9 protein-coding genes are annotated in these 13591 nt (G+C 51.4%); 3 read left to right on the top strand and 6 right to left on the bottom strand.

The window, feature by feature from the left end; all coding sequences use genetic code 11:
- Positions 1-54: 54 nt before the first annotated feature.
- The 3 genes from NGM62_RS14605 to NGM62_RS14595 form a co-directional block, all read right to left on the bottom strand.
- The gene (locus NGM62_RS14605) at positions 55-2691 is read right to left on the bottom strand and encodes a TonB-dependent receptor (RefSeq protein WP_262248994.1); all 2637 of its coding nucleotides are present in this window, start codon (positions 2689-2691) and stop codon (positions 55-57) included.
- Between the two features lie 277 nt (positions 2692-2968).
- The gene (locus NGM62_RS14600; protein WP_262248993.1) at positions 2969-4462 is read right to left on the bottom strand and encodes an amino acid permease; all 1494 of its coding nucleotides are present in this window, start codon (positions 4460-4462) and stop codon (positions 2969-2971) included.
- A gap of 218 nt (positions 4463-4680) precedes the next feature.
- Positions 4681-6924, bottom strand: coding sequence for a sodium-translocating pyrophosphatase (locus tag NGM62_RS14595; protein WP_262248992.1), 2244 nt, complete (start codon positions 6922-6924; stop codon positions 4681-4683).
- A 164-nt stretch (positions 6925-7088) separates the two neighbouring features.
- Between NGM62_RS14595 and NGM62_RS14590 the strand changes: the two genes are divergently transcribed.
- Complete coding sequence (locus NGM62_RS14590) at positions 7089-8525, top strand: APC family permease (RefSeq protein ID WP_262248991.1); 1437 nt, start codon at positions 7089-7091, stop codon at positions 8523-8525.
- 21 nt (positions 8526-8546) lie between these two features.
- On the opposite strand, the gene NGM62_RS14585 is transcribed toward NGM62_RS14590, so the two are convergent.
- The 3 genes from NGM62_RS14585 to NGM62_RS14575 form a co-directional block, all read right to left on the bottom strand.
- Entirely contained in the window at positions 8547-9074 is a 528-nt protein-coding gene (locus NGM62_RS14585; RefSeq protein ID WP_262248990.1) for an SAM-dependent methyltransferase, read from the bottom strand.
- 159 nt (positions 9075-9233) lie between these two features.
- Positions 9234-10562 (bottom strand): APC family permease, encoded by a 1329-nt coding sequence (locus tag NGM62_RS14580; RefSeq protein WP_262248989.1) that lies wholly within the window; start codon positions 10560-10562, stop codon positions 9234-9236.
- 174 nt (positions 10563-10736) lie between these two features.
- Positions 10737-12134 carry an ATP-dependent DNA helicase gene (locus NGM62_RS14575; protein WP_262248988.1) on the bottom strand — a complete coding sequence of 466 codons (1398 nt, stop codon included), beginning with the start codon at positions 12132-12134 and terminating at the stop codon, positions 10737-10739.
- 106 nt (positions 12135-12240) lie between these two features.
- Here NGM62_RS14575 and NGM62_RS14570 point away from each other — a divergent pair, with 106 nt between their 5' ends.
- Together NGM62_RS14570 and NGM62_RS14565 are read left to right on the top strand one after the other, a co-directional pair.
- On the top strand, positions 12241-13047 hold the full coding sequence (locus NGM62_RS14570) for a DUF3822 family protein (RefSeq protein ID WP_262248987.1): 807 nt from the start codon (positions 12241-12243) through the stop codon (positions 13045-13047).
- Entirely contained in the window at positions 13035-13568 is a 534-nt protein-coding gene (locus tag NGM62_RS14565; protein WP_262248986.1) for an RsmD family RNA methyltransferase, read from the top strand. The genes NGM62_RS14570 and NGM62_RS14565 overlap by 13 nt, the downstream gene beginning before the upstream one ends.
- The last annotated feature ends 23 nt before the right edge of the window (positions 13569-13591 follow it).

The following is a 13591-nucleotide window of genomic DNA, read 5'->3' as shown; positions in this document are numbered from 1 at the left end:
AAAAGGCCGTCCCCACAAAGGAACGGCCCGTTATGCCGGTTTTAGATACGGGTTTTAGAAGCTGTAGGTGAGCCCGGCATTCCAAGTGGTGCCCAAGCCGTAAAAGTACCCGAAACCGTCTTTACGGCCGAAGTACTCTTTATTGAACACGTTGTACACGTTGCCCCTGAATTTAAGCCGCTGGACACCTAAGCGGAAAGTGTATGAAAGGCCGGCATCCACAATGCCGAAGCCATCCAACTTCTCAGAAGCATAAACTTCATTGTCAAGCGCGGCGCCAACCACATCTTCGGGATTTACCTGGCCGTATAGATTGTCGTAGAAGTTGAAATCCACATCGACCGATAGGTCGGGGAGGATGTTGTATTTGGTGCCCAAGCCAAAGGAGGTCTGCGGCGCATTGCCCACTTTAACACCTGACAAATCCAAATCGCCGGTACCGATAATCTCAGAATTTACTTCTTCACGGAAGCGGAACGGTGTTTCTCCGTCGTACTGCCAGTCGCCCACCGTGGCATACCCACGCAGCATCCAGCTGGGTGTGATATACGATTGGAAATCGAGCTCCAACCCCTTATGCAACTGGGTGATGCCGGTAAGCAGGTAAGCACCATCTATATTGTCATTGCCATAAGATCCGCCAAACAGGAGGAATCGGTTTGCCCATGACGTGTAGTAGCCGTTCAGGTTGACCGTCAAGTTAGTGGTCGTAAACCGGTATCCGGCTTCAAGGCCCAAAATCTCTTCGTTGTCTACCACCGGATCGGTGAAATCCACCGTGTTCTGGATGAATACGTTATCCAGGAACGGCTGGCGGGAGTAGAACCCGGCGTTTGCGAAGATGGTGTGGTTTTCTTCGAAATTGAATGAGAGGCCCGCTTTGGCGTTATAACCTAGCTTGTTTTCTACAGGTGATTCGGCTTGGCCGCCGGCGTAGTTCCAGCGGTCGAACTTCTGGTAGGACTGGTTGGAAACTGCCCCTTGGACGAACGCCGAAACGATGCCATTGCTGAACTCAGCCTGCCCGAATACGCCTTGGTAATTGATTTGCTCGGAGTTGTCGTAGCCCACGCGGTATTCTTCAGCGGCAGGGTTGAATAAGGCAGTCCATGGGTTGGCTTTGAAAGTCTTCGTGACCAGGTAATCGCCCTCACCGCGGTTGGCGTTCGGAGCGTTCCACGCTTGCAGTCCTAATTTGTCGACCAATTGCTGGAAGTGGTCGCCATGGTAGAAACGGATGTCGGCACCCACGTTAAAGGTAAAATAGCGCTGGGTATCGAAGTTGTAATTCGTTACCAGACCATACCAGGCGTGGTTGTTGGCAGATGCACGCAGCATAGACCCGTCACGACCAGCGCCGATGCCGTTAGCAATGGTCGCGTTGTAATCTACAACACCCTGCCAGTTAATCGAACCATCAGACAGGTAACCGCCGCCGAATTCGGGGCCGATGAAGCTCAGTCCATTTCCCAGGGGTCCTGCGCCACCGCCACGTCCCAGTGATGCATAAACTACGGTAGACAACGACGATTTCTCGTTGATGTCAAAGTCCCAGTTGAAGTTTGCAACCGGCTTGTGGTAATAGTTTTTACGGATGGCGAGGCCTTCGCCATTCAGGTAACCGTAGTTGGAGTTTCCTTTGATACCGGTGATGTCGTAGCCTGGGGTTCGGATGGTTCCGTTTGAGTTACGGCTAGTTTCCAATGCTTTGGAATAATTCTGGTCGTGCCATTGCGGCGCGCCGAATACCATGACATTGAAATTATGCCGCTCGTTGGGTTTGTAGCCTACGGAGAAGAAGTAGCTTTGTCCTTCGCCTGCGGTGCCTTTAGCATATTTCCCATCGCCGCGCCAGTAGTCGAGCAACATGGAGAAACCCCACTTTCCGCGTAGCCCGGTGTTGTATGAAACGGTTCCTTTGGCGTAGCCATAGTTTCCGGTGATGAATCGTACTGAACCGCCTTCTTGCATATCGGTGGCTTTTGTCACGATGTTGACCGTTCCGCCCACGGAGGAGATGGCCAATTTGGAAGAGCCCAGACCGCGTTGAACCTGCACAGCATTAGCGATATCGGCTATGGAGCTCCAGTTCGACCAGTACATATTGCCGTCTTCCATGCCGTTGATCGGCTGTCCGTTCAATAAGTAAGCCGTGTTGGATTGGTCGAACCCACGGAGGAAGTTCTGGCTGTCGCCAAAGCCGCCCGCTTGGTTGGTGATGAACACAGAGGGGATATTTTTCATGATCTCGGGGAATTCGACGTTCCCAACCCCTTTTTCCAAGATCTCTGCACGCGACACCGTAGATACCGCGATGGGTGTTTTGCGGTCTTCGGCGATGTCTATGATACCGCGACCCACAACCACTACCTCTTCAAGCGACTGTGAGTCGGACGATGTCAAAATGATGGTGCCTAGGTTTGCCTGCGACGAAAAAGGCACGGATTTGCTGGTGAAACCGAGGATACGGACAATCAGTTCGCCCGATTCCACGTCGGTAGAGAGGCTGAAATTCCCATCGCTGTCTGTAGCCGTGGCACTGGATGTGCCTTTGACCAGGACAGTGGCACCGGCCACGGGACCCTCCCGGTCGGTAACTTTGCCGGTGAGCACACGTTGTGCCCACGAATGGTTGCTAAGCAGCATCAGCATAGCAGCCAGTACAAAACATTTAGTAGTTTTTGTGTTCATGCGTAAATAATAAAATGATAAAGTCAGATGTAAACAGTGAAATGCAGCTTTTCTTGTTGAAAAGAATGATGTCGCGTGCGCTAGGAAACGATTCATTCATGGGGTGAATGGTATGTTACGCTGCAAAGGTAACTTTTTAGGTGTTAAATTTGCGTTAGCAAATTATTATCTAACGTATTTTTTGTCAACAATCCAGTTGAGGTGTGAATATCGCCTATAAAAAAAACTGCCTCCCATATAAATGGAAGGCAGTACAAAATCATTGTGTTTATCCCGCTTACGCGGTAGGGTCTTGCGATTGCTTGGCTTTTTCAGCAAGCCGTATCTTGCTATGGTATCTGCTGTATGAAAAGTAGATAACAATGCCGACAGCCATCCAGATTGCTAGCCGTTCCCAGCTTTCAACGGGAAGGGAGGCCATCATCGCGATACATACGACGATACCGAGTATCGGCACCAACGGTACCAGCGGTGTACGGAAAGGCCGTGCTGCATTGGGGTTTGTTTTGCGGAGTACCATCACACCGATGCATACCAATGTGAATGCAAACAACGTTCCGATACTTACCATGTGGCCCAATTCGGCGACGGGAACAAACCCAGCGAAAATGCTGATGAAGACCATGAATATGGCATTGGTCTTCCACGGTGTTTGTCTTTTGGACAAATCCGAGAAGAACTTAGGCAGCAGCCCGTCTTTACTCATGGTATAAAACACGCGGCTCTGGCCGAGTAACATCACCAGCATCACTGAGGTGTAACCAGTGAGGATGGCTACGATTAAGGCGGTATTCAGAAAGGTATATCCCGTTTTTGCGAATGCCGTGGCTACGGGCTTAGCGTCGCCGGCAAATGCCTGGTAGTTTTCCAGTCCGGTCATCACAAAAGAGAACAGTACGTAAAGGACTGTACAAACGATGAGTGACCCGATGATGCCGATAGGCATTCCTTTTTGCGGGTTCTTGGCTTCTTGCGCAGCTGTACTTACCGCATCAAATCCGATGAAAGCGAAGAATACCACACCTGCACCCCGCATGATACCACTGATGCCGTATTGGCCGAAATAGTCGCTTCGGAAAAACTCAAAGAAACCTAGTTCGCCCGATTTGAGCATTTGTTCCCCCTCGTTTGCAGGGATGAACGGCACGTGGTTTGCCGGATTGATGAAGCTCCAGCCCAGCGCTATGAATATCAGCACCACCGCTACTTTCACGATTACCAGTATGTTGTTGACGAACGACGACTCCTGCGTGCCCCGCATGAGCAGCAACGACAGGAGGCAAACGATGATGATGGCGGGTATGTTCACAATACCCCCTTCCCAGGGGCCGTGGAGGAAGGCGTGTGGGATATGGATACCGAATTCGGATAAAAACTGTTCAAAATATTGAGACCAACTCGATGCCACCGTAGCGGCACCGAGGGCGTACTCGAGTACCAAATCCCACCCGATTACCCAAGCTACAAATTCGCCCATGGTGGCATAAGAATAGGTATAGGCGCTTCCTGCCACGGGAATCATGGCGGCAAACTCGGCGTAGCATAACCCGGCGAATGCACAGCCCGTGGCGGCAATGATAAATGAGATCGTCACGGCAGGGCCCGCATTCTCAGCAGCAGCTATACCGGTAAGTGAGAAGAGACCGGCACCGATGATAGCACCAACGCCCAGCGCAACCAACCCACTACTCGTTAATGTCCGTTTCAGTGTTCCTTCGCCACTCTCCGCGGCCTCTGCGATTAAGGTTGGAATCGATTTTTTAAATAACATACTATTCTCCTTTACAATTCAGGTAATTCGTCAGTGTATGGCCAAACCTACAAATTTTTCTTAGTAATGAAAGCAATTTTTTTCACACATCAGCACCCCCAGATAACCCAGCGATGCATTCCTGCCAGTTTAGCCGCATAAAAAAGAGGGTGCCGAAATGGTATCCGGCACCCTCTTAAATATGTTGCTGTCACAATAATCAGTACTGCTGTGGAATCTTAAAACAAAGAGACTGTGGATTTTCCGTCTACTTCAGCTGCTTCGTACACAATCACCTTTTCCTGCGTATCAACGGTGGTTTCCACTGCGTGGCTTTGGCCTCCGCCCACGCTGATATGCGGCGCGATGATCAGCGACACAATAGACATCAGTTTGATCAGGATATTCATGGAGGGCCCGGAAGTATCCTTGAATGGGTCGCCCACGGTATCCCCGGTTACAGAAGCCTTGTGGGCATCCGATCCCTTATATTCCATCTTGCCATTGATTTCAACACCTGCTTCAAACGATTTTTTAGCATTGTCCCATGCTCCACCTGCGTTGTTTTGGAACATACCCAACAATACGCCCGATACGGTGACTCCGGCCAACAGGCCACCCAATATCTCGGCCGAAGATGTGTCTTCAAATACACCTTGGAAACCGAAGCCCACCAAGAGAGGAACAACCAGTGCAATAGCACCGGGGAGGATCATCTCACGGATAGAAGCTTTTGTCGAGATGGCTACGCACTTATCGTATTCGGGCTTTGCTTTATACTCCATGATACCGGGTATTTCGCGGAATTGGCGCCGTACTTCTTCTACCATGGCCATGGCCGCACGGCCTACCGCTGCAATGGCGAGCGACGAGAAGATAAATGGAATCATCGCGCCGACGAAGAGGGCACTCAGTACCGGCGCTTTGTAAATGTTGATTGCATCGATGCCGGCAATACCCACGAAAGCGGCAAACAGGGCGAGGGCGGTCAGCGCTGCCGAAGCAATGGCGAACCCTTTGCCGGTAGCGGCGGTGGTATTCCCGACAGCATCCAGCTTATCTGTACGCTCACGCACCTCCTTAGGTAGCCCGCTCATTTCTGCAATCCCACCGGCGTTGTCTGCTATGGGGCCGAACGCGTCGATGGCTAATTGCATGGCTGTAGTAGCCATCATCCCGGCCGCTGCGATGGCAACACCATAAAGCCCGGCAAACGCATACGAGGTAACAATGCCCGCAGCGAGTATGAGGATGGGAATAGCCGTAGACTCCATCCCGATGGATAGTCCACCTATGATGTTGGTGGCATGCCCCGTAGACGATTGTTTCACAATGGAATTGACCGGACGTTTACCGATAGCTGTATAATACTCGGTGACGATACTCATGAGTGCCCCAACGATGAGGCCTACGACAATCGCGAAAAACACATCCATCGATGTGAATGATACGCCGCGCAGTTCGAGTTGCTCGGGCAGTAGCCAGCCTACTACGAAATATGATGCTATCGCCGTGAAGATAATCGACGACCAATTGCCGATATTGAGTGCCTGTTGAACGTCACCTTGATCATTTTTGACCTTGACCAAAGATGCTCCGATGATCGAGAAAATAAGCCCCAGCCCGGCAATCAGGATGGGCAGTAGGATGGGGGCAATACCTCCGAAGTTATCTGCTGAAACAATTTCACGTCCCAATACCATGGTGGCTAATATGGTGGCTACGTATGAACCGAAAAGGTCTGCACCCATACCGGCAACGTCGCCCACATTATCGCCTACGTTATCGGCAATTGTAGCCGGGTTGCGCACGTCGTCTTCAGGAATGCCTGCCTCAACTTTACCGACGAGATCGGCACCCACGTCTGCTGCTTTGGTATAAATACCGCCGCCTACACGGGCAAAAAGTGCAATAGACTCAGCACCCAACGAGAAGCCGGCAAGCACTTCCAGGGCTTTTTCCATTTCAAGCCCGTTTACACTGCCGCCGGTACTTACCACGTAGATTTGATAAAACACAATGAATAGCGCGCCCATTCCCAATACGGCCAGGCCAGCTACGCCCAATCCCATTACGGTACCGCCCGCGAACGACACCTTGAGTGCGTTGGTGAGGCTCGTACGCGCAGCCTGGGTGGTCCGCACGTTAGCTTTGGTAGCTACATTCATGCCGATGTAGCCGGCAAAGGCAGAGGTAAATGCGCCGAGGATGAACGAAATGGCAATAACCCACGATGAGGTTTCTACCAGCGTGCCCGACCAGGCCAACAGGAGAGCCGCAATGATTACGAAGTACGAAAGTACTTTCCACTCGGCCTTCAGAAATGCCATGGCGCCATCGGCGATGTGGCCGGCAAGCGACCTCATGTTGTCATCGCCCGCGTCTTGCTTGCTCACCCATGCTGATTTAGCAATCATCACGATGATGCCCACCAAACCCAATACGGGTATGAGATAAATCAAATTTTCTTGTAAAAATTCCATTATAACCAATTCAATTGTCCATAAATCTCTTCATTGTCAAAATAGGTCCTAACAAAGAGTCGCCAAAAATAAGATGCTTATCGCAATAAACAAATTTATTTCCGTGATTTCATATTATTTGCCTACTTTCGGCACAACTAATCGGATAAATTGAACGAACCTTGATGCATGCCTCCGACGAACAACATAATGACATGAAGCGTGAGCTGGGACTGCTCGATGCGACCATGCTGGTGGCCGGATCGATGATCGGATCCGGGATTTTTATTGTAAGCTCTGATATCGTACGGAATGTAGGCAGTGCTGGCTGGCTTATTTTTATCTGGGTACTTACGGGTGTGATCACTATTATCGCAGCGCTGAGCTATGGAGAGTTGTCGTCCATGTTTCCGCGGGCCGGTGGCCAGTATGTGTACCTGAGGGAGGCATATAACCGGTTTGTTGCTTTCCTCTACGGGTGGTCGCTTTTTATGGTTATCCAGGCAGGCACCATTGCTGCGGTGGGGGTGGCTTTTGCCAAGTTTGCCTCCTACATCTTTCCCGTATTAAGCGATGGAAATATATTATGGAACTTGGGGATTGTGAAAATCAATGCGGCCCAACTGGTGTCTATCACTACGATAGTTGTCCTCACGTGGGTAAACGCACGGGGTGTCAAAAACGGGAAGGTTATCCAAACTGTTTTTACGATAGTCAAAATCCTTTCGTTGGGCGGACTGATAGTCATGGGGCTTTTTGGTGCGTTTAACGCTGATATCTGGGCTGCGAATTGGTCTACGGCCTGGGAAGCCGTACGGTGGGATGTGAGTAGCGGCACGGCGGCGCCGATAGCGGGGGCGGCGCTGTTTGCCGGCATTGTGTCGGCTATGGTGGGCTCACTCTTTTCTAGCGACGCGTGGAACAATGTTACTTTTATTGCAGGTGAAATACGCAACCCGCGGAAGAATATCGGGATGAGCCTCTTCCTTGGCACACTGATAGTTACCATTGTTTATGTTTCGGCCAACTTAATGTATGTGGCCACACTTTCTATGGAAACAATTGCGGCTGCGCCGGCCGACCGTGTAGCGGTGGTGGCGGCGCAGGCCATCTTTGGCGAGGTAGGTACACTGGTGATTGCCGTGATGATTATGATCTCAACGTTTGGTTGCAATAACGGTCTGATCCTGGCCGGCGCGCGTGTATATTATACCATGGCTAAAGATGGACTGTTTTTCAAAAGGGCCGGTGAATTGAACCGCTTCGAGGTGCCCGGCTGGGGCCTTTGGGCGCAGTGTATTTGGACGTCGGTGCTGTGCCTTACCGGACGGTATGGCGACCTGCTCAACTACGTCATTTTTGTCGTATTGATTTTTTACGCACTCACTATCACCGGTGTATTTATCCTACGTCGTAAGCTTCCCGATGCCGAGCGGCCGTATAAGGCCGTAGGCTATCCCGTATTACCCGCGCTGTATGTGGTGGCGGCATTTACCATCTGCGTGGGCCTTTTGATCTACCAACCCACCTTTACCTGGCCGGGACTGATCATCGTATTGCTGGGCATACCGGTGTATTATCTTTGGAACAAGAAAGAAGGTGCCGCTTCGGACAGTCGTTGATTTCGTGATGGCTACCGGCTATCACTTGATCGTCCATAAAAAAATGGTGTCGTGGGTACCCACACGGACCGTCTTTTCGGGTTTCCAATCGCCCATGTCGAAATCGTGCGACACGATGCGGCTTCCGGGTTTCAGCTCCTTTTGGAGTTTCGGCCGTAGTGCCAGGTTCACCGACGGCAGGAGGTACATCGTTACCACGTTGGCTTTGCTGAAGTCGAATTCAAAAAGGTCACCCAATACAAATGTTACCTTATCGGTTACGCCTGCGGCCGCAGCATTTGCATTGGCTTCTTTGATCCGCTCAGGATTGAGGTCTACACCTACACCGGTAGCGCCGAATTTCGCGGCTGCCGTGATGACAATACGGCCATCGCCGCATCCGAGGTCGTAAACCACATCTCCCGGCTTTACGCCAGCCAGCTTCAACATTTCTTCAACCGTTTTCTGATCGGTGGGTACGTAAGGTACATCCAATTCGGTTTTCTGGGCATAGGCAGCCGTGCATACACCCACAAGCAAAACAATCAACCAATTTTTCATTGCGCTCATCTTTTTGTGTTATTTTTATTGATTTATATTAGCATATCCAAGGTAGCATATCGGGCTAACCAGAGGGAAAACAAGCGATTGCTGGTATTGTTTTGTTTACCTATGTATCATGTTGGTTAAAATGTGTGGTACGCCCTAACGCTGCTGTGCGGCAAAGCCTTATCGTATGATAAAGAAAAATAACATGCCCAATAACAGAACAGCTACACCCACCAGTGCGCCCACACCGGTGTACATCAAGCTTGAGTACAATAAATACGCACACGATCCGCAGAATATAATCGGCGTGATTGGATACAACGGGACGCTGAATGGCCGTGGGGCGTGGGGCTTTTTCTTCCGCAACACCATAAGGGAGATGCCGATGGTCAGGAAAAAGAACCAGAATACGGGCGCCGTGAAATCGACCATCGCCTGGAATCCGTCGCGCGTCATTGCACCAAGGCCGATAAGCGCCAAGGCAACGATGCCTTGGGCAAGCAATGCGTGGACCGGTGACGATGTTTTTTCATGCCACTTCCCCAACCACGAAAACGCGTTGAAATCGCGACCCAGGGCATAATTAGTCCGTGCGCCGGTAAAGATGGTCGCGTTGACGGAGGTGAGGGCTGCCAGGGCCACCAGTACCCCGATGAGAAAAACCCCCGGCTCGCCGAGTGTCACCCGCATCAGGTCGACACCAACAGCGTCTGAGGCCGCCATCCGCTCCATACCGAGCACACGGACGAAAGCTCCGTTGATCAACAAGTATATCACGGTGATTGCCAGTATGCTCATTACGAGCACCTGCACCATTTTGCGGCTGCCCGACCGTAGCTCGGCCGATATATAACCAGCCTCATTCCAGCCGCCGAAGGTAAGCAGTACGAACACCATGGCTAGGCCCAGCGCGGTATTGTTGCCCTCGCTCGCCGCGGGTATCTCAGAAAGTGCTGCGGGAGCTGGCGATATGAAGAAGCCGGCGATGATAACCAGCAGTAATCCGGAAAACTGGATGGCCAGCAGGATTTTCTGTAAGCCAGTGCCGAATGTGACGCCGATGATGTTGACCAAGGTGAGGGCAATCACCACCAGAGCGGCGTATATCGCCGAAGAGTAGGCGCCGAGGTGATACAGCGGTGAGACGTAATCGCCCACAATGAAAGCAAGCAGTGCAATCGATCCCGTTTGGATCACGCTTACCCGGGCCCAAGCAAACAGGAAAGCAAACCGCCTTCCAAAAGCTTGCATCAGGAAATGGTAATCGCCACCCGTGTTTGGAAATGCTGTAGTTAACTCCGCATAGCATAATGTGCCGACCAACGAGACCACGCCGCCCAGCAACCAGACCGACAAGAACAGTTCCCAGCTTGCCGTATTGGCCGCCACCAGTGAGGGCGTGCGGAAGATACCCGCCCCCACGACGATACCAACAATGATAACCATGGCATCGACCATACGGAGCACGGGCTTTGGGCTGTCATCACCAGCCCTCTTTTCTCCCTTCATACGACAGTTGTTACGATTGGTGCTTGGTGTTAGTACAAAAAAGCAGCTGGTTTGTTTACGGTCGATTGTAATATTCTTATAGCTTTTAGCCCTAAGTCCTCAGGCTTAAGTCCTTTATCCTTGAATCTGAAATCTTCAATTATAGTCAGCGACTTACGGCTTATAGCTTACGACTTAAATAAAAAACCGCTCGTGGAAATTGACGAGGAACAATTCGTGGGTGGTGCGGGTACACGCTGTATACAGCCAGCGTAAAAACTCCACATCGAGCAGGTCTTCGGTGATGTAGCCTTGGTCTACAAAAACAGCTTGCCATTGTCCGCCCTGTGCCTTGTGGCAGGTAACCGCCATGGCAAACTTGATTTGTAACGCATTGTAGTAGGGGTCGGCTTTGAGGGCGGCTAGCCGTTCTTTTTTATCGGTGATGTCTGCATAATCTGCCATTACAGCTTCAAATAGGCGCTGCTGGTCTTCCTGCCGCAGGTTTGCGGTATCGCTGTGGAGCGTATCGAGCATCACCCGGCAGTCAACAGGTTCAGTCTCTTCCGAGTCCATGAATTCGAGGCTTACATCAGCAAAGCGGAAACCATGTTGCTCGTGTACATTGCGCACGCGCCTTACCTGCGCCATGTCGCCATTCGCGATGAAATCTGCCCGTTCCGATTCGTTAGCCAGCCAAAAGTAGTTGTTACGCACTACCATGATGTAGTCGCCCCCGGTCAGTTCTTCCTCGCGGAACAAGATCTGGTTGCGGATATGCTGGTTGTAGAGGTTGGCGTTCTTGTTTGAGCGGCAAATGACGATGGTGTTTTCCATGCCGTATTTATCGTAGGCATAGTGCAGCCCTTCGATGAGCCGTTCGCCGGTCATACGGTAAATATCCGGGTAGCCTTTCACCGTAAACTGCGGGAAGGGGAGCGGTTCTTCTTGCGCTTTGCCGGTGGCCGTTTGGATTTGTTGGCGTATGGTTGTTGCGTTATGCAAAATGCCCGAATCTTTTTCCTGCCGTACTACGTCGGTAAGTTCGTAAGTGGTTGCATTTAAACCAAACTGCCTCGATAGGGCCTTTGCGTCCAGGGCGGGACTTTGCAGCAGCCCCACGGGCGGGAGCTGGGCGGTATCGCCCACAAACAGCAAACGGCACCGCTCGCCGTTGGCCACGTACTGAATGAGGTCTTCCAAGAGGCTCCGTCCGTTGAAGGTTTGCCGCTCATTGGAAATCATAGATGCTTCATCTATGATAAACAGCGTATCCTTATGCATGTTGTCGGCGAGGCTGAAGGTCATATCTGGCGACAGTGCGACTTTTTTACGGTAGATTTTTTTGTGGATCGTGAACGCCTTCTTCCGGGAGTAGCCGCTCATCACTTTAGCCGCCCGCCCGGTGGGGGCCAATAGCACGGTCCGCATATTCAACGCTGGCAATGCGGCTACCAAGGCGCTGATGATCGTAGTCTTACCCGTACCGGCATACCCTTTGAGTACAAAACAACGGGATTCGTAATCCCCTTGGTCCACCAGAAAATCGGCAAGCTGCCGCAGCGCTTCGCCTTGCTGTTTTGTAGGCCGCATAGGAAAGCGGCTGGAGATCAATTCAACTAGCTGCACGGCCAAAGGTACCCAAAAGTTTGTTCAAAATGATTTATCTAAGTAAGTTTGCCAACGCAAATAAATCAGCATGATATATACAACGACCCACTTTGACGGGAAACAAGCGACAGATCATACCCTGTTGATCGGGGTGGGTGTGGAAACCCATAAGTTGGCCGTCGTTGATCAGGCACGGCAACTGAAATTTGCAGCCGCTTACGAACCTGCAAATGCCGAACCTGAAGTGTCGGCGCTTCTCGATCTCGACTTCGGCACCGTGAAGCTGGCGGTTTCCGATAGCCGGTATTCACTGATCCCCGCCGAGGTGTATGATGAGCAACAGCAAGGGACCTATCTTAGTTATCTTCCATTTGATGGCGTTGGTACAGCACATGTTTCCGATATCGCTTCGCTAGGCATCAAATTGCTCCACCAGATCAATCGGGTGGAGGTGGAACCGTTTATGGGGCGGTTTCCTGACGCAGGAAGCTATCCGCTGGTGCAGGCACTGTTGAATGCCGTTGCAGCACACGGGATGCAGGCAGACGGACCCATTGTGGTTGCCGAACGGCATGCACCTTGGATAACCTTTGGGGTTTTCAATAGGGGGCGGTTAGTGTATTGCCATGATGTTGAAGACAACCATGTAGACGACTTCAGCTACCACCTACTGGGTGTGATAAACCAGCTCGGATCGGATTCGGGGCAACCCACGGTACTCCTGGCGGGTGATGTTGACCAGGGAGACAGCCGCTATGAGCGTGCCGCCGCTTATGCCCAAAAGGTGGTGCTGGCAGACAGTGGCGCGTTGACAGGTATCCATGTGCCGGCCGAAATGGCACCCTATCAGCATCGGTTTCTTTCACTTCTCGGATTATATCCATGCGAATCATAGGGGGTAGCCATGCCGGATTACGGCTACAGCCACCAACCAGTTTGCCGGTCCGCCCGACGACGGATATGGCGAAGGAAGCATTATTCAACATATTGCAGCACCGTATCGATTTTGAAGGTGCTGACGTGCTGGACCTTTGTGCCGGCACGGGAAACGTGACCTTTGAAATCGCTTCCCGTGGTGCCGGTCATGTTACGGCGGTCGATGTCCATTTCAAATGCATACAGTATATCAAAGCGACGGCCAGGAAGCTGGATTTGACGGCGGTGAAGGGGGTCCGTGCCGATGTATTGAAGTTTATCGCTTCATGTAAAGGTGAATTTGACTTCATCTTTGTAGACCCCCCTTATGAAATGGCCGAGCTATCCGATATTCCCCGACGCATATTCGATGCGGGGCTGCTAAAGCACGGTGGATGGCTGGTCCTGGAGCATGCTACGACACGGAAGATCCCGCCGCATCAAAATTTGATCGAAGTCCGCAAGTATGGATACTCGTCATTTTCATCAGAATATGTTTAAATCATTTATTTGTTTATCAATCA

This window comes from Parapedobacter soli (genome assembly GCF_025460835.1).
In the GTDB taxonomy this organism is placed as follows: domain Bacteria; phylum Bacteroidota; class Bacteroidia; order Sphingobacteriales; family Sphingobacteriaceae; genus Parapedobacter; species Parapedobacter soli.
The sequence above is the reverse complement of the archived record's forward strand: the minus strand, read 5'-3'. Positions and strand labels throughout refer to the sequence as shown.